Raw genomic sequence first — 16,477 nt, forward strand, 5'->3', positions numbered from 1 at the left:
GCCCCGTATCGCGCCCCCGACCAGCGACCGGGTCCGCAGGACCACCCCGGAGGACCCACCAAGGAGTGACATGGAAACCCGTGAACTGACAGAGCTCGCGCAGCAGTTGAGGGTCGACTCGGTCCGGGTCGCCGACCGGGCGGGCTCGGGCCACCCGACCTCCTCGATGTCGGCCGCCGACCTGATGGCGGTCCTGCTCGCCAACCATCTGCACTACGACTTCGACCACCCCGACCACCCGGGCAACGACCGGATGATCTTCTCCAAGGGGCACGCGTCGCCGCTGCTGTACTCGATGTACCTCGCGGCGGGCGCCATCGACGAGGACGAGTTCCTGACCTACCGCACCCTGGGCAGCAGGCTGGAGGGCCACCCGACGCCCCGGCTGCCCTGGGTCGACGTCGCCACCGGATCGCTCGGGCAGGGGCTGCCCGTCGGCGTGGGCATCGCGCTGGAGGGCCAGCGCCTCGATCACACACCGCACCGCGTCTGGGTGCTGTGCGGCGACAGCGAGATGGCGGAGGGCTCCGTGTGGGAGGCCGCCGAGCACGCCGGCGACCAGCACCTCGACGCCCTCACACTGATCATCGATGTCAACCGGCTCGGCCAGCGCGGCCCCACCCGCCACCAGCACGACCTCGACGCGTACGGCAGGCGCCTGCGGGCCTTCGGCTGGCACACCGTCGAGATCGACGGCCATGACATCGACGCCGTCGAGCGCGCCTTCGAGGAGGCCGGGTCCACCGGCGGGAAGCCCACCGCGATCATCGCGAGCACCCGCAAGGGGCGCGGTGTGCGCGCCGTCGAGGACCGTGAGGGCATGCACGGCAAGCCCCTCAAGGACGCGGCCGAGGCGATCGAGGAACTCGGCGGCAGGAGGTCGATCCGCGTCTCCGTGGCCCGGCCGCCGCTCTCCGCCGAAACCGGCGAGGCGCGCCACCGGCCGCTGGCGCTCCCGCGCTACGAGGTCGGGGAGACCGTGCCCACCCGGGACGCGTTCGGCGAGGCACTCACCGCGCTCGGCCACGCGTACGAGGACGTCGTCGTGCTGGACGGCGAGGTCGGCGACTCCACCCGGGCGGAGTACTTCGCCAAGGAGCACCCCCAGCGCTACTTCGAGTGCTACATCGCGGAACAGCAGATGGTGGCCGCCGCCGTCGGCATGCAGGCGGTAGGACGGGCCCCGTACGCGGTGTCCTTCGCCGCCTTCCTGACCCGCGCCCACGACTTCCTGCGCATGGCGGCCGTCAGTCGGGCCTCGATCACCATGGCCGGCTCGCACGCGGGCGTCTCGATCGGCGAGGACGGGCCGTCCCAGATGGGCGTCGAGGACCTCGCGATGTTCCGCGCCCTGCACGGGTCCACGGTGCTCCAGCCCTGCGACGCGAACCAGGCAGCCCGCCTCGTCGCGGCGACGCACGGGCTGGAGGGCATCCGCTACCTGCGCACGATGCGTGGCGGGACCCCGGTCATCTACGGCCCCGACGAGGAGTTCCCGGTCGGCGGCAGCAAGGTCCTGCGGCAGTCCGACGCGGACCGGGTCACCCTCATCGGTTCCGGCATCACGGTGCACGAGTGCCTGGCCGCCGCCGACGCCCTCGCGGAAGAGGGCATCGCGGCACGCGTCATCGACATGTACTCGGTCAAGCCGGTGGACGAGAACGTCCTCGCGGCCGCGGCCGAGGACACCGACTGCCTGGTCACCGTCGAGGACCACCACCCGGAAGGCGGTCTGGGCGATGCCGTCGCCGAGGCCTTCGCGGACGGCAGGCCCGCGCCGAAGCGGCTGGTCAGGCTGGCGGTGCGGACCGTACCCGGCTCGGCCACCGGCGAGGAGCAGCGCCGGGCGGCGGGCATCGACGCGGACTCGATCGCCGCGGGCGTACGCCTGCTCACGGAGAAGATCATCCGCTGACCCGGGCACACGGGGCGCCCGTGCGCGGTGCCCGGGGCGTGCGCGCGTCGCCCGGGGCACGGCACCGCCCGCGGGCCGCACCCGGTGCGGGCCGCCGCCCGGTCCCCGGGCATGCGGTGCATGAACCCTCCCGATTGGTTACCCGTCCGTCGAGGGCGCGTCTCCCAACCCCTCCCGGGAGGGTTCGGCAGTGAGCTCCCCGCTCCGCCGCTCGCCGGCTCCACCGGTGGGCGGCGGAGTCCGTGCGGTGCACCCGTGTTGCGCGGCCCCGAAGCGCACACCAGGCTCGTGACCAACGACTCCAGGAGGAATCGGCCATGCCGATCGCAACGGTCAACCCCGCCACGGGCGAGACGCTCAAGACGTTCGACCCGATGGGGTCCGCGGAGGTCGAGCGCAGGATCGCCGCGGCGGACTCCACGTTCAGGACCTACCGCACCACCTCGTTCCAGGAGCGCGCGCGGCTCCTGAACCGCGCCGCCGACCTGCTGGAGCAGGACGCCCCGAGCCTCGGCCGCACCATCGCCACCGAGATGGGCAAACCCGTGGGGCAGGGCCGCGCCGAGGCCCTGAAGTGCGCCAAGTCCATGCGCTGGTACGCGGCCCACGCGCAGGACCTGCTCGCCGACGAGCACCCGGACGACGCCGACGTACGGGACTCGGGCGGCGCCGCCGCGCGCGTCGTGTACCGGCCGCTGGGCGTGGTGCTCGCCGTGATGCCGTGGAACTTCCCGCTCTGGCAGGTCGTACGGTTCGCCGCCCCTGCGCTCATGGCGGGCAACGTCGGCCTGCTCAAGCACGCCTCGAACGTGCCGCAGACCGCCCTGTACCTGGAGGAGCTCTTCCGCCGGGCGGGTTTCCCCGAGGGCTGCTTCCAGACCCTGCTGATCCGCTCGGGCGCCGTCGAGGACGTCGTGCGCGACCGGCGGGTCGTCGCCGCCACCCTCACCGGCAGCGAACCGGCGGGGCGCGCCGTGGCCGCCGCTGCGGGCGACGAGATCAAGAAGACCGTGCTGGAGCTGGGCGGCAGCGACCCGTTCGTGGTGATGCCGTCCGCCGACCTCACCAAGGCGGCGAAGACCGCGGTCACCGCGCGCGTCCAGAACACCGGGCAGTCGTGCATCGCGGCCAAGCGGTTCATCGTCCACACCGACGTGTACGACGCGTTCACCGCCCTGTTCACGGCCGCGATGCGGGAGCTGACCGTGGGCGACCCGATGGACGAGGACACCGACGTCGGCCCGCTCTCCAGCGAGCAGGGCCGCGCCGACCTGGAGGAACTCGTCGACGACGCCGTCGGCCACGGCGCGCGGGTGCTGTGCGGCGGCAGGCGTCCGCCCGGCGGCGGAGCGGGCTGGTTCTACGAGCCGACCGTCCTCGCCGACGTCACCGGCGCGATGCGCATCCACCAGGAGGAGACCTTCGGACCGGTCGCCACGCTCTACCGGGTCGCGGACCTCGACGAGGCCGTCGAGGTCGCCAACGACACACCGTTCGGACTCAGTTCCAACGCGTGGACGCGCGACGAGGGGGACATGGAGCGCTTCACCCGCGACCTGGCGGCGGGCGGTGTGTTCTTCAACGGCATGACGGCCTCGCACCCCGCCTTCCCGTTCGGCGGTGTCAAACGCTCCGGGTACGGCCGCGAGCTGGCGGGCCACGGCATCCGCGAGTTCTGCAACATCACCACCGTCTGGTACGGCCCGACCGACTGACCGCCCGCGCCGGCGGCCGTCGGGGCGCGCCCCGCGGCACCGGCAGCCACCGGGAAACGAGCAGGGAGACCCGAATGCGCAAGGCCAAGACCGCGGCGCGGCAGCTCACCGACGCCGATCTGGCGACGCTCGACGCGCACTGGCGCGCCGCCAACTACCTCGCTGTCGGCCAGATCTACCTGATGGCCAACCCCCTGCTCCTCGAACCGCTCGCGCCCGAGCACATCAAGCCGAGGCTGCTCGGGCACTGGGGCACCTCGCCGGGGCTCAACCTCGTGTACACCCACCTCAACCGGATCATCAAGGACCGCGGGATCGACGCCCTCGCCGTCTGGGGGCCCGGCCACGGCGGACCCGCCGTCCTCGCCAACTCCTGGCTCGAGGGCTCCTATTCGGAGACCTACCCGGACGTCTCACGGGACGCGGCAGGCATGGGCCGGCTGTTCAAGCAGTTCTCCTTCCCCGGCGGGGTGCCGAGCCATGTGGCACCGGAGACGCCCGGTTCGATCCACGAGGGCGGCGAGCTCGGCTACTCGCTGGCCCACGCCTACGGCGCCGCCCTCGACCACCCGGAGCTGCTGGTGGCGTGCGTCATCGGCGACGGAGAGGCGGAGACGGGGCCGCTCGCCGCGTCCTGGCACGCCAACAAGTTCCTCGACCCGGTCCACGACGGCGCCGTGCTGCCCGTACTGCACCTCAACGGGTACAAGATCGCCAACCCGACGGTCCTCGCCCGGCTGCCCGACGACGAACTCGACGAACTGCTGCGCGGCTACGGCCACGAGCCGATCCATGTCACCGGCGACCAGCCGATCGCCGTGCACCGGGCCATGGCCGAGGCCCTGGACCGGGCCGTGGACGCCATCGGCGCGATCCAGCACGCCGCCCGCGACGAGGGCGAGACGCGGCGTCCCCGCTGGCCCGTGATCGTGCTGCGCACCCCGAAGGGCTGGACCGGCCCCGCCGAGGTGGACGGACTCCCGGTGGAGGGTACGTGGCGCGCCCACCAGGTGCCGCTGAGCGGCGTCCGCACCAACCCCGACCACCTGCGCCAACTGGAGGCGTGGCTGCGCTCGTACCGCCCGGAAGAGCTGTTCGACCCGACCGGGGCGCCGGTGCCGGAGCTGCTGAGCTTCGTGCCGGAGGGGGCGCGCAGGCTCGGCGCCACCCCGTACGCGAACGGCGGGCTCCTGCTGCGCGAGCTGCCGCTGCCGCCGCTGACGAAGTACGCCGTGCCCGTCGACAAGCCGGGCACCGTCCTGCACGAGCCCACCCGGGTGCTCGGTTCGCTGCTGGAGGACGTGATGGCGGCGACGGAGGGCCGCCGCGACTTCCGCGTCGTGGGAGCCGACGAGACCGCGTCCAACCGGCTCGAAGCGCTCTACGAGGCGACCGGCAAGGCATGGCAGGCGCTCACCCTGCCCACCGACGAACACCTGGCGCCGGGCGGCCGGGTGATGGAGGTGCTCTCGGAACACCTCTGCCAGGGCTGGCTCGAGGGCTATCTGCTGACGGGCCGGCACGGCCTGTTCTCCAGCTACGAGGCGTTCGCGCACATCGTCGACTCGATGGTCAACCAGCACATCAAGTGGCTGCGCACCTCGCGCAGGCTGCCCTGGCGCCGCCCCATCGCCTCCCTCAACTACCTGCTCACCTCCCATGTGTGGCGCCAGGACCACAACGGCTTCTCGCACCAGGACCCGGGCTTCGTGGACCACGTGCTCAACAAGAGCCCGGAGGCGGTACGGGTCTACCTGCCGCCGGACACCAACACCCTGCTCTCGGTGGCCGACCACGCGCTGCGCAGCCGCGACTACGTCAACGTGATCGTGGCGGGCAAGCAGCCCACGTTCGACTGGCTCAGCATGGACGAGGCGATCGCACACTGCACCAGGGGCGCGGGCACCTGGGACTGGGCGGGCACCGAGGACGGCACCCGCGAGCCGGACGTCGTCCTCGCCTGCGCGGGCGACGTACCGACCCAGGAGACGCTGGCCGCCGCCGACCTGCTGCGCGAGCACCTGCCCGCGCTCGCCGTGCGGGTCGTGAACGTGGTCGACATGGCGCGGCTCATGCCGAACGAGGAACACCCGCACGGCATGACCGAGTCCGAGTACGACACGCTGTTCACCCGCGACAAGCCGGTCATCTTCGCCTACCACGGCTACCCGTGGCTGATCCACCGGCTCACCTACCGGCGCCTCGGCCACGCGAACCTGCATGTCCGCGGGTACAAGGAGGAGGGCACCACCACCACGCCCTTCGACATGGTCGTGAAGAACGACCTGGACCGCTACCGGCTGGTGATGGACGTACTCGACCGGGTGCCGGGTCTCGGCGTGCGGTCCGTGGGGCTGCGCCAGGCGATGACCGACGCGCGCACCCGGCACCACGCGTGGATTCGCGAACACGGGGTGGACCTCCCCGAAGTCGCGGAGTGGACCTGGCGGGGCTGACGCCGAACGGCGGCCACAAGACACCCACGATGTGCCGGGAGGGCAGGAGACGGTGAGCGGCGGAGAAAAGCGTGACGACGTCCGTACGGTACGGGCGGGGCGCAGGACGATCGAGGTGCACCGGCCGGGCAAGGTGCTCTTCCCCGACCGGCGGCCGCCCCTGACCAAGGCCGGCCTTGTGGACCACTACCACGACCTCGCGCCGTACATGCTGCCGGAGTTGAAGGGCCGCCCGCTGATGCTGGAGCGTCACCCCGACGGGCTGGCGGGGCCGCGCTTCATGCAGAAGAACACACCGGCCTCCTACCCGGAGTGGGTCCGCAGGGCCGAGCTGCCGAAGAAGGGCGGAACCGTGACGCACACGGTGTGCGACGGCGAACCCACCCTCCTCTACCTGGCCGACCAGGCGTGTGTGGCCTTCCACCGCTGGCAGTCCCGCGCGGACCGGCCCGACCATCCGGACCGGCTCGTCTTCGACCTCGACCCGCCGGGCGACGACTTCGAGCCGGTCAGGTCCGCGGCCCGGCAGCTCGGCGAGCTGCTGGCGGAACTGCGCCTGCCCGCGGCCCTGATGACGACGGGCTCGCGGGGCCTGCACGTGATCGTGCCACTGGACCGGAGGGCCGGCTTCGACGAGGTACGGGACTTCGCGGGCGAGACGGCGGACCTGCTCGCGGCGCGCGACCCGGACCACCTCACCACCGAGGTGCGGACGGACGCGCGCGGCGGCCGGCTCTACCTGGACATCCAGCGCAACGCCTACGCGCAGACCGCCGTGGCGCCGTACTCGGTGCGCGCGAAGCCCGGCGCACCGGTCGCGACACCCATCAGCTGGGACCAGCTCTCCGACCCGGCCCTGCACGGGCAGCGCTGGAGCGTCGGCTCCGTCCTGGAGCAGGCGGAGAAGAACCCCTGGTCGGACCTGCCGGCCAGGGGGAGGGGACTGGGCCCCGCGGCGCGCCGCCTCAGGGCCCTTCGCTGATCACCGGGCGGAGGTGTCAAGACGCGGGGGAGTGGTCCGAGTGGTCTCTTCGAACGCTTCACCGGCGAAGGCCGCGGCGATCCGCAGATGCGTCCCGGCCTCCTCGGCCTGCCCCTGACGCTCCAGGGTGCGGCCCAGCATGAGGTGCGCGTACGCCTCGACGGGGTCCCGCTCGATGACGGCCCGCAGCTCCGCCTCGGCCTTCCGCAGCCGCGCGGAGTGGTAGTAGGCGCGCGCCAGCAGCAGCCGCGTCGCGACCTGCTCAGGCTGCTCTTCGACCAGCCCCAGCAGGATGCGGGCGGCCGTCACGTACTCCTTGGCGTCGAAGAACATCAGCGCGCGGTCCCAGCGCTCCGCCGGCGTGCCGTACTCGTAGTAGGTCGACTCTTCCACGGGGCCTCCTCACGGGCCGTTCGTCATGGGCGAGAGCGTCAACCGGAGCAGTTGGTTGAATATTCCACAGAATTTACCGCGGCGCTGATGCGCCCCGCGGGGCGACGGGAATACGTTGTGGTCCATGAGCAATCTGGAACGCCGTGCGACCGTCACCACCTGCGGCGGCAGGCAGGAAGTGGGGGCCGCGCCGGTGCGCGAGCTGCTCAGCCCGCGCCGGGTCAGGCTCGGTGAGTCCACGGAGGTCCGCAGGCTCCTGCCCAACCTGGGCCGCCGCATGATCGGCGCCTGGGCCTTCGTCGACCACTACGGCCCCGACGACATCGCGGACGAGCCGGGGATGCAGGTTCCGCCCCACCCCCACCTGGGCCTTCAGACCGTCAGCTGGCTGCACGAGGGCGAGGTGCTGCATCGTGACAGCCTCGGCAGCCTCCAGACGATCCGCCCCCGCGAACTCGGCCTCATGACGTCGGGCCGGGCGATCTCCCACTCGGAGGAGAGCCCCCGCCCCCACGCCCGGCTGCTGCACGGCGCCCAGCTCTGGGTCGCGCTCCCGGACGCGCACCGCCACGTCGAGCCCCACTTCCAGCACCACGCGGACCTCCCGTCCGTCACGGCCCCGGGCCTGAGCGCGACGGTCGTCCTCGGCGCACTCGACGGCGCCGAGTCCCCGGGCACCGTCTACAGCCCGCTGATGGGGGCGGACCTCACTCTCACGCAGGGCACGAACGTCCGCGTCCCTCTGGACCCGGACTTCGAGTACGGCGTCCTCGCGATGTCCGGCGAGACGGAGGTCGACGGCGTCCCGGTCCTGCCGGGCTCGATGCTCTACCTCGGCACGGGCCGCCGCGAGCTCCCGCTGCGGGCCGCCACGGACGGAGCCGTGATGCTGCTCGGCGGCGAACCGTTCGAGGAGAAGCTGCTGATGTGGTGGAACTTCGTGGCAAGGACGTCCGAGGAGATCGAGCGGGCGCGGGAGGACTGGATGACGGGGACCCGGTTCGGCCAGGTCCACGGCTACGACGGTGAACGCCTCGCTGCCCCCGCCATCCCGAACGTGCCCCTGAAACCACGGGGACGTACGCGCTGACCTGGTGTCCGGCGCTCTTCGGGAGATCCCTGGAGACGCCGGACCAGAGCACGCGGGCGCCCCGGGCCCCTCGGCGCTCGCCGGACGCGGCAAGGAGACGGGGCCGACCCTGCCTGCCGCGCGCCCTGCCGGCCGCGTGCTTAGCGCGTCGCGGCGGCCAGCGCCGCTCGGACGGTGTCGGCGCCGGCCGGCCGGCCCTTCTCGTCCGAGGACGGCCCGTACGGGGTACCCCACACCGGCGTGCCCGTCGCCTGCCGCCAGCCGTCGGCCAGCGTTCCCGCGTCCACCACGCTGTACCCGAGGGATGCGATGAACGCGGTCACCGCCGCTTTCGCCGGCGCGGAGTCACCCGCGATCGGCAGGCAGGAGCGGTCGGCCGCGCCCGCCGGGCGGGCCAGTGACAGCAGGTGCTTGAAGAAGATGTTGTTGAACGCCTTCACGATCGCGGCGTCCGGGACGTACCGCCGCAGCAGCTCGCTCGAAGTGAGCGAGTTGCTGTCGAGCTCGGGGATGTGCCCGTCGCGCTCGGGGCCGTAGTTGCACGTGTCGATGACCGTCTTTCCGGCCAGTGGCGCGGCGGGCACGGCGGCGAAGGCCTTGACCGGCACCGAGACCACGACGAGGTCACCGGCCGCCGCGGCCTCCCGGCTCGTCGCCGCGGACGCCCGCGGCCCCAGTTCCGCGGCCGCGTCCGCGAGCGTTTCCGGACCGCGCGAATTGCTGAGCACGACCCGGTGCCCGGCCTCCACGGCGAGCCGCGCCATGGTCCCGCCGATGTATCCGCTTCCGATGAATCCCACAGTGGTCATATTCTCGGCGCCCCTCCAAAAGAGCCGTAACTTTTCTATCCGCCGGGCCCGTCTGTCGTTCGCCGGGTCCGGCGCTCTCCACTTTTCGCCGTCAATGGGCGGGAAAATAATGGCCGTTGTCCACATCGGCGAGCAGGCCGGGCTGAGCGGGTTCCCAGCCGAGAGTCCGGCGGGTGATGAGGTTCGACGCCGGGTAGGTCTGCGTGACTATGTTGGCGAGGAAGCCGAAGTATCCCGGCAGCATCAATGCGTCAACGGGAATGCTCACGGCGGGCAGGCCCAGACGGCTGCCGATGGCCTCGGCGATCTCGCGGAGCGGGACCGCCCCGTCCGCCACGGCGTGCCAGTACGCGCCGGCCGGCCCCTTCTCCAGCGCCAGGCGGAACAGGGAGGCGACATCGCGGACGTGCACGGCGTTCCACAGGTTCGCGCCGTCCCCGGGGTAGCCGGCGAAGCCCTTCGCCTTCGCGAGCGCGATCAGCTGCACGAGGAAGCCGGCGCGATCGGTCGTGCTGTGCGCGATGTTGGCCATCCGCACGACCGAGGACCGCACTCCCCGGTCGGCGAGGCCGATCACCGCGGTTTCCACGACGTTGCGGACCCGCAGGGTGCCCCTGTGCTCGTCACCGACGGGAAGGGCCGGGTCCTCCTCGGTGGCCGGACGGCCCAGGTTCCCCGGCGAGCCTATGCTCCCGGCCGCGACCAGCGGCTTTCCGGTTCCCGTCAGTGCCTCTCCGTACGCGAGCATGATCGGGAGTTCTGCGGCGGCCACGGCGTCCATCCCGCCGGAGGGAAGCAGGTCCTGCCGGTGCGCGACGTGGATGACGCCGTCGGAGTCCGCCGCCGCCTCCTTGAGCCCGTCGAGATCCTCAAGGCCGCCGCGACGTACCTTCGCCCCGAGCGCGGACAGCGCGGCCGCGGCCGTGTCCGACCGGGCCAGGCCGGTGACCTCGTGCCCGGCGGCGATGAGCTCGGGGATGATGTACGAACCGGAGTGGCCGGTCCCGCCAGTGACGAAAACGCGCATGCTGCTGCTCCTTCGGAAAGTAGGGGGGGGGTTGTTCTTCTCGCGGCGCGGACGAACAGAGCGGGGATTGCCCGCCGGCCGTCCTCGGCCGGCTTCAGGCGCTCCCTCCCTCCGGTCATGCGGCGCGAGAGGGCGTGGCTCGGCTGTGCTCAGCCGAGGACGCCGACGTCGAGGGAGAAGTCGAAGTTCCCCACACCGTGGCGGGCCAGGCCCAGCATCAGCAGGCCCGTCCCCTCCAGCCACCGCGCCATCTCCAGGCCGCCGACGTCCAGCGGGCGCAGCCCGAGGCTCTCGATGAACGCCGACACGCTCGCCTTGGCCCGTACGTCGTCGCCGGCGAAGAGCACGTCCAACGGACCGCCCTGGGCGAGGACATGGCCGAAGACCGTGTTGAACGCCTTGACGACCCGCGCGTCCGCGGGGGCGGCCTCGGCGATCTCCCGCGCGGCGGAACTGCCGTCGGGGGTGACGAGGCCCTGGAGATCGGGGGAGACGGGGTTGGTCACGTCGATGATGACCTTGCCGCGCAGCGCGTCCCCGTACGCGCTGACCACCGCCGCCGCGCCGGCGTACGGCACCGCGAGGATGACGATGTCCCCGGACGGTGCCGCGCCGACCGTGGCGCCGCCGAGCGTGGCGGCCAGTTTCTCGGCCTTGGCCCGGTCGCGGCCGATGATCTCGACGGCGTTGCCGCCGGCGAGCGCCCGGCCCGCCAGGGCGGCGGCCATGTTCCCCAGGCCGATGATGCTGACGCTGCTCATGGGTGTGCCTCTTTCTGGAGCTGAAGAGAACGCCGTGCCCACCCCTTCGCCGCCGACGGTTGTACCGCCGCCGACGGCTGTACCGCCGCCGACGGGTTTGCCGTCGCGGACGGGTTTGCCGTCGTGGACGGGTTTGCCGTCGTGGACGGTTGTACCGTCGACGCCGCCGAATGACGCGAGGGGTGGCACGCGATTCCTGGCGTGCCCGCTCTGGGCGTGTGTTTCGCCAGCACATCCCGAGGGCGAAGCCTTGTGCCGCATTCGCTCCGGCCCATCGGGTGCTCATTCACGATGGCATTGCTGCGAGTTGGCTGTCCAAGACCTCTTTCAGCCCCGGTGATACCCTGAAGGCATCGCCGCACAGGGGGCTCCATGGATCTGGACCTGCGCAAATTGCGTTATTTCGTCGCCGTCGCCGACACCCTGCATTTCGGCCGTGCCGCCGAGGAGCTGCACATCGCGCAGCCGGTGCTCAGCCGGCAGATCCGCGCGCTGGAACAAGACCTCGGCACCCCGCTGCTGACCAGGGACAGCCACGGCGTGGCACTGACCGAAGCGGGCCGGCAGCTGCTGGCCGACGCCGGCCTGCTGCTCGCCTCCGCGCGGGCGGTCCGTCGCCGGGGGGGCGCGGCCGCCCGTGGCAGCCGGCGGCTCATGGTCGGCTTCCGGGCGGGCATCGCGGTCACCGCGGCGGTGGAGCTGTTCGCCACCCGGCACCCGGACGTGATCGTGGACGTGCAGCGAATCGAAGGGGACGACCAGGCCCCGATGCTGCTCGACGGCCGCATCGACGTCGGTTTTGTACGGCTGCCCATCGACGAGGCGGGCCTGCGCGTCACCCCGCTGTACACCGAGCCGCGGGTGGCGGTACTGCCCGTCGGCCACCGGCTGGCAGGCAAGGAGCGGATCACCGAGGCCGACCTGGCCGGCGAGCCGCTCGTCTGGGACGCCGACACGAGCACGCAGCCCACCAGGCGCCCGCACCCCAACGCCGGGTATCTGGTGCGCGGGGTGGACGAGACGCTGGAGCATGTCGCCGCCGGCCGGGGCATCTCGTTCCTGGCCCGTTCCGCGACCGTGTTCTACTCGCATCCGAACGTCAGCTATGTGCCCGTCCCGGAACTGGCGCCCGACCAGGTGTGCCTCGCGGTGGCGGCATCGCGCGCCTCGCCGGTGGTCGACGACTTCTGCACCGCGGCTCAGGCAACCGCCGAGATCACCGCGGAATGCGGGAACTACGAGATGTGGCAGCTCGGAAGGGGTGTCATCCCGCAGGGGGACTGAGCGGACGCCCCGCCGGGGTCCTCTACGGTCCTCTACGGGCGGGGCGTCGCGTCTACGGACGGACGGCGCCCCGGACCAGGGCTCGCGCCAGCTCCATGCTGTCCGCGAGGGTGTCGAGCGCGAGCGGCTGGGTGGCGAGAGCGCCCTCGTGCAGCACGAGGAGCCGGCCGGCGAGGGTGGCGGGGCCCGTGCAGCCCGCCGCGACGGCGAGCGCCTCGAACAGGTTCAGCAGCCAGAGCTTCTGCTCCGTGGCGACGCGGTACGCGGGATGGGACGGGTCCGGGAGTTCCGCGAGGGCGTTGATGAACGCGCATCCGCGACGGTTGTCCGCGCTCCAGGTCCGCAGCGCGTCGAAGGGCGCGGTGACGGCCGCGACGGCGTCGTCGCAGGCGTCCACGGCGGCGCGGACGACGGACCGCCAGCGCTGGTCACGCTCGCCGAGGTAGGCCGCCACCAGGCGGTCCTTGGAACCGAACTGGTTGTACAGGGTCCGCTTGGTCACGCCCGCACGCTCGGAGATCAGATCCACGCCGACCGCGGTGATGCCCCGGTCGTAGAAGAGCTCCTCGGCGGCCGCCACGATGCGGCGGCCCGCCGGTGTCATGGGCTGTGCGTCGCGCGCGACCTTCATGGGCGTCCCTTTACCGATCGGTCGGTGTACCGTACTCAACGAGGTTCACAGATCAGTATACCTGGAGGGAGTGGACGTCATGGACGTGCCCGAGACCATGCGCGCGGTACGGATGGGCAGGCACGGAGGGCCGGAGGTCCTCGAATGCGTGGAGGTGCCCGTGCCGGCCCCACGGGCGGGAGAGGTGCTGGTCCGGGTGGGTGCCGTCGCGCTCAACAACACCGACCTGTGGACCCGGGAGGGTGCCTACGGCCGGCCGGGAGACCCGGAGGCGCTCTCGGGCTGGCGGGGCCCGATCGGCTTCCCGCGCATCCAGGGCGCCGACGTGGCCGGCCGGGTCGCCGTGGCCGGCGCCGGCGTGGACGAGGGGCTCGTCGGCCGCCGGGTGGTCGTCGATCCGGCGATCTACGACACCGAGGGGCCGGACGCGAATCCGGTGGGCCTGATGGGGAGCGAACGCGACGGCGGCTACGCCGAGTACGTGACCGCCCCGGCCGGGCAGGTGCACGATGTGACGGCGTCCCCGCTCACGGACGACCAGCTCGCGACGCTGCCGACCGCCTACGGCACGGCGCTCGGCATGATCGAGCGCGCCCGGCTGCGCGAGGGGGAGACCGCCCTGGTCTCGGGGGCGTCCGGCGGTGTCGGCCTCGCGCTCGTGCAGCTCGCCAGGGCGCGCGGCGCGAAGGTGCTCGCCATCAGCAGCGCGTCCAAGGCCGACGCGGTACGCGAGGCGGGCGCGCACACGGTCGCCGACCGTGCGCGGGACCTCGCCGAGCAGGTCCGGGCCGGCGCGCCTGAGGGCATCGACGTCGCGCTCGACGTCGTCGCCGGGGACCTGATGAGTGAGGGAGTGTCATGGCTGCGCGAAGGCGGCCGGTGGGTCGTCGCCGGCGCCCTCGGCGGGTACGGTGTGGCCTTCGACGTACGCCGTCTCTACCTGCACAACGCACAGGTGATCGGCTCTGCGATGCACACGCCCACCCACTTCGGCCTCCTCATGGACCTGGCGCGCCGGGCCGGGGTCCGGCCCGTCGTCGCCGCGACGTTCCCCCTGGACCAGGCCGCGCGGGCACAGGAGGAACTCGCCCGCAGGCAGCACGTGGGAAAGATCGTCATGCACCCCTGAGCTGCCGCGACCGCGCCTTGCCGACGCGGGACCCCGGCCGTCCGGTTCGCCGCCCGCCCGGACGGGAAGCATTCCGGCACACCACCCACCGAGCGAATGATCGAGGCACCATGCGCTACCTCCTGTGTCCGGCCGTCGGGTGCGGCCACAACGAACCCGTCACCGAGGGCGATCGGGGCGCGGCGGTCTCCGAACTGCGGGCCCATGTCCGCGACCGGCACACCAACGGCAGCCAGGAGAAGACGGAGATCCTCATGGCGAGGTCCCAGGAGCGCGAGTCCCAGGAACGCGAGGAGTGAGCCGTACCGGTACGGCGTGAGACGGCGCCTTACGGGCGTGCTTTTCAGGCCGCCTCGGGCGGCGGCAGGTCCGCGCGGCGCTGACACCCTCTGGACGCGGGCGCGCCGAGTCCCGCGACGTGCGCCGCGCGTCGTGGGCGTCGGGGCGGACCGGCTGATGAGACACCAAATGGTGTCCATTGACAGCCCGGGAGAGCTGCCGTCAGGATGAGCGACATGCCTACGACGCTCCGCGGTGTGGTGTGCCGGTACGTGGACCTGCGGCGTACCGCCAGCGCCCTCTGTCGCTGACCCCCTGCCGTCCACGGCCCGCGGGCGGCTGACGCCCCGGTCCGCCGACAGCCCCCGGAAGAGCCCCGGCCGACCCCTCGCCTCACCCCGCCGCGCCGCGCAAGTGCGGTGCCCCGCCGCGCCTTTGCTCCCCCCTCGGGCTTTTCCGTCCCCCGGCGTGCTGATCCTCACCACGGCACGACGCGGCTCAGCACGGCAGGCCATGCCACGCCACGACGCGTTGAGCGCGTCGGGATGCCGTACGAGAGCGGGTCCGGTGCCGGCGGGACTCGGCGCGGGCACCACCGGGCACGGGACGCCCCACGCTCGACGCCTCCCGCACGTGTGAGCCCTCACAGACAGGAAGACCCATGACACGGAAGATCCATCTCGCGCTGCATCCGTACGGCGTCGGAGGCCCCGGCCAGCACGGGCTGTGGAAGGACCCGCGCGTCGCCAAGAACGCCAGTATCGACATCAACTACTACATCCGGCTGGCCCAGGCGGCCGAGCACGCCCTCTTCGACGCTCTCTTCATCGTCGACAGCCAGTTCATCAACCACACCTATCCGGCCCACTACCTCAACCGCCTGGAGCCGCTCACACTGCTGTCCGCCGTCGCCACGCACACCACACACATCGGCCTGGTCGGCACGGCGAGTTCCACCTACAACTCGCCGTTCAACCTGGCCCGTCGCCTCGCCTCGCTCGACCACATCAGCGGCGGCCGGGCCGGCTGGAACGTCGTGACCAGTTTCGACACCGGCACCTCCAAGAACTTCGGACTCGACGAACACCTCGACTACACCACCCGCTACGGACGCGCGCTGGAGTTCGTCGAGGTGGCGCGCGGCCTGTGGGACTCCTACGAGGACGACGCCTTCCCGGCCGACGTGGAGCACAACCGCTTCCTCGACCCGGGCAAGCTGCACGAACTCAACCACACCGGGGAGCACTTCAAGGTCGCCGGTCCACTGAACATCTCGCGCTCCCCGCAGGGCCAGCCGGTGATCTTCCAGGCAGGGGTCTCCGAGGAGGGCCGCGACCTCGCCGCGCGGGTGGCCGAGGGCGTCTACGCGCCCGGTGGGCCCCTGGAACAGGCCCAGGCGTACTACTCCGACCTCAAGAAGCGCACCGCGGCCCATGGGCGCGACCCCGACCACATCAAGATATTCATCCACGGCAGCCCGGTCGTCGCCGCCACGGACGAGGACGCGAGGCGGCGCGAGCGGGAGATCTTCGAAGAGGACGACGACTTCGACCGCAACCTCGCGCTCCTCGGACGCTCCTTCGGGGCCTACGACTTCAGCGTGCACGATCTGGACGCGCCGTTCCCGGACGTGGCCCACCTCGCGGAGAAGGGCGGCAGGACGGGAGCCGGCAGGATCGTCGAACGGGCCCGAGAGGAGAACCTGACCCTGCGCCAAGTGGCGGATTCGGTCAACCAGTTCCGCCGCTCACCGTTCGTCGGCGCGCCGGAGACCGTGGCGGACACCATCGAGCGGTGGTTCAATGCCGGTACTTTCGACGGCATCAACCTCGCCTTCCGCACAGACGACGACATCAGCCTCTTCGTGGAGGGCGTGGTCCCCGTCCTGCAGAAGCGCGGCCTGTTCCGCACCGCGTACGAGGCCGAGACCTTGCGCGGAAACCTGGGCCTCCCCGTCCCCGCCAACCGGCACGCCCCCGAGTCCCGCACCGCCGGCTGACGAGCCG

The 16,477-nt window shown here is 72.0% G+C and carries 14 protein-coding genes; 9 read left to right on the forward strand and 5 right to left on the reverse strand.

Going from position 1 to position 16,477, the window contains the following annotated elements:
* The first annotated feature begins 70 nt into the window (after positions 1-70).
* From LCE31_RS03460 to ligD, 4 genes are all read left to right on the forward strand, one after another.
* Entirely contained in the window at positions 71-1,915 is a 1,845-nt protein-coding gene (locus LCE31_RS03460) for a transketolase (RefSeq protein WP_225012488.1), read from the forward strand.
* Positions 1,916-2,232: 317 nt separating this feature from the next.
* Positions 2,233-3,630: an NADP-dependent succinic semialdehyde dehydrogenase gene (locus LCE31_RS03465; RefSeq protein WP_225012447.1), complete on the forward strand. Its 1,398-nt coding sequence runs from the start codon at positions 2,233-2,235 to the stop codon at positions 3,628-3,630.
* A 74-nt stretch (positions 3,631-3,704) separates the two neighbouring features.
* Positions 3,705-6,086, forward strand: coding sequence for a phosphoketolase family protein (locus tag LCE31_RS03470; RefSeq protein ID WP_225012448.1), 2,382 nt, complete (start codon positions 3,705-3,707; stop codon positions 6,084-6,086).
* A 52-nt stretch (positions 6,087-6,138) separates the two neighbouring features.
* Positions 6,139-7,068 (forward strand): non-homologous end-joining DNA ligase, encoded by a 930-nt coding sequence (ligD, locus tag LCE31_RS03475; RefSeq protein ID WP_225012449.1) that lies wholly within the window; start codon positions 6,139-6,141, stop codon positions 7,066-7,068.
* Here ligD and LCE31_RS03480 read toward each other — a convergent pair whose 3' ends face one another.
* Positions 7,069-7,401 carry a tetratricopeptide repeat protein gene (locus tag LCE31_RS03480; RefSeq protein ID WP_225012489.1) on the reverse strand — a complete coding sequence of 111 codons (333 nt, stop codon included), beginning with the start codon at positions 7,399-7,401 and terminating at the stop codon, positions 7,069-7,071.
* Positions 7,402-7,585: 184 nt separating this feature from the next.
* On the opposite strand from LCE31_RS03480, the gene LCE31_RS03485 reads away from it, so the two are divergent.
* Positions 7,586-8,551: a pirin family protein gene (locus LCE31_RS03485; protein ID WP_225012450.1), complete on the forward strand. Its 966-nt coding sequence runs from the start codon at positions 7,586-7,588 to the stop codon at positions 8,549-8,551.
* Positions 8,552-8,691: 140 nt separating this feature from the next.
* Here the strand turns inward: LCE31_RS03485 and LCE31_RS03490 are convergent, their stop codons facing one another.
* The 3 genes from LCE31_RS03490 to LCE31_RS03500 all read right to left on the reverse strand — a co-directional run bounded on the left by LCE31_RS03490 (position 8,692) and on the right by LCE31_RS03500 (position 11,148).
* On the reverse strand, positions 8,692-9,360 hold the full coding sequence (locus LCE31_RS03490) for an NADPH-dependent F420 reductase (protein ID WP_225012451.1): 669 nt from the start codon (positions 9,358-9,360) through the stop codon (positions 8,692-8,694).
* Positions 9,361-9,451: 91 nt separating this feature from the next.
* Positions 9,452-10,387 (reverse strand): SDR family oxidoreductase, encoded by a 936-nt coding sequence (locus tag LCE31_RS03495; protein ID WP_225012452.1) that lies wholly within the window; start codon positions 10,385-10,387, stop codon positions 9,452-9,454.
* Positions 10,388-10,536: 149 nt separating this feature from the next.
* The gene (locus LCE31_RS03500) at positions 10,537-11,148 is read right to left on the reverse strand and encodes an NADPH-dependent F420 reductase (RefSeq protein WP_225012453.1); all 612 of its coding nucleotides are present in this window, start codon (positions 11,146-11,148) and stop codon (positions 10,537-10,539) included.
* Positions 11,149-11,520: 372 nt separating this feature from the next.
* Here LCE31_RS03500 and LCE31_RS03505 point away from each other — a divergent pair, with 372 nt between their 5' ends.
* Positions 11,521-12,432, forward strand: a complete 912-nt coding sequence (locus LCE31_RS03505) for a LysR family transcriptional regulator (RefSeq protein ID WP_225012454.1) — start codon at positions 11,521-11,523, stop codon at positions 12,430-12,432.
* A gap of 52 nt (positions 12,433-12,484) precedes the next feature.
* On the opposite strand, the gene LCE31_RS03510 is transcribed toward LCE31_RS03505, so the two are convergent.
* Positions 12,485-13,036: a TetR/AcrR family transcriptional regulator gene (locus tag LCE31_RS03510; protein WP_225012490.1), complete on the reverse strand. Its 552-nt coding sequence runs from the start codon at positions 13,034-13,036 to the stop codon at positions 12,485-12,487.
* Positions 13,037-13,142: 106 nt separating this feature from the next.
* Here LCE31_RS03510 and LCE31_RS03515 point away from each other — a divergent pair, with 106 nt between their 5' ends.
* The 3 genes from LCE31_RS03515 (at position 13,143) to LCE31_RS03525 (ending at position 16,470) form a co-directional block, all read left to right on the forward strand.
* Positions 13,143-14,192 (forward strand): zinc-binding dehydrogenase, encoded by a 1,050-nt coding sequence (locus tag LCE31_RS03515; protein ID WP_225012455.1) that lies wholly within the window; start codon positions 13,143-13,145, stop codon positions 14,190-14,192.
* A 110-nt stretch (positions 14,193-14,302) separates the two neighbouring features.
* Positions 14,303-14,491, forward strand: coding sequence for a hypothetical protein (locus tag LCE31_RS03520; RefSeq protein ID WP_225012456.1), 189 nt, complete (start codon positions 14,303-14,305; stop codon positions 14,489-14,491).
* A 641-nt stretch (positions 14,492-15,132) separates the two neighbouring features.
* Positions 15,133-16,470 (forward strand): NtaA/DmoA family FMN-dependent monooxygenase, encoded by a 1,338-nt coding sequence (locus tag LCE31_RS03525; RefSeq protein ID WP_225012457.1) that lies wholly within the window; start codon positions 15,133-15,135, stop codon positions 16,468-16,470.
* The last annotated feature ends 7 nt before the right edge of the window (positions 16,471-16,477 follow it).

The sequence above is a fragment of the Streptomyces sp. 8L genome, assembly GCF_020176795.1.
Lineage (GTDB): Bacteria > Actinomycetota > Actinomycetes > Streptomycetales > Streptomycetaceae > Streptomyces.

Bases quoted from the DNA above. Each gene is read 5' to 3' on its own strand.
- LCE31_RS03520 (WP_225012456.1), top strand. From the start codon at position 14,303: ATGCGCTACCTCCTGTGTCCGGCCGTCGGGTGCGGCCACAACGAACCC.
- LCE31_RS03505 (WP_225012454.1), top strand. From the start codon at position 11,521: ATGGATCTGGACCTGCGCAAATTGCGTTATTTCGTCGCCGTCGCCGAC.
- LCE31_RS03465 (WP_225012447.1), top strand. From the start codon at position 2,233: ATGCCGATCGCAACGGTCAACCCCGCCACGGGCGAGACGCTCAAGACG.
- LCE31_RS03490 (WP_225012451.1), bottom strand. From the start codon at position 9,360: ATGACCACTGTGGGATTCATCGGAAGCGGATACATCGGCGGGACCATG.
- LCE31_RS03500 (WP_225012453.1), bottom strand. From the start codon at position 11,148: ATGAGCAGCGTCAGCATCATCGGCCTGGGGAACATGGCCGCCGCCCTG.
- LCE31_RS03515 (WP_225012455.1), top strand. From the start codon at position 13,143: ATGGACGTGCCCGAGACCATGCGCGCGGTACGGATGGGCAGGCACGGA.
- LCE31_RS03480 (WP_225012489.1), bottom strand. From the start codon at position 7,401: ATGTTCTTCGACGCCAAGGAGTACGTGACGGCCGCCCGCATCCTGCTG.
- LCE31_RS03525 (WP_225012457.1), top strand. From the start codon at position 15,133: ATGACACGGAAGATCCATCTCGCGCTGCATCCGTACGGCGTCGGAGGC.
- LCE31_RS03495 (WP_225012452.1), bottom strand. From the start codon at position 10,387: ATGCGCGTTTTCGTCACTGGCGGGACCGGCCACTCCGGTTCGTACATC.
- LCE31_RS03460 (WP_225012488.1), top strand. From the start codon at position 71: ATGGAAACCCGTGAACTGACAGAGCTCGCGCAGCAGTTGAGGGTCGAC.
- LCE31_RS03485 (WP_225012450.1), top strand. From the start codon at position 7,586: ATGAGCAATCTGGAACGCCGTGCGACCGTCACCACCTGCGGCGGCAGG.
- LCE31_RS03470 (WP_225012448.1), top strand. From the start codon at position 3,705: ATGCGCAAGGCCAAGACCGCGGCGCGGCAGCTCACCGACGCCGATCTG.
- LCE31_RS03510 (WP_225012490.1), bottom strand. From the start codon at position 13,036: ATGACACCGGCGGGCCGCCGCATCGTGGCGGCCGCCGAGGAGCTCTTC.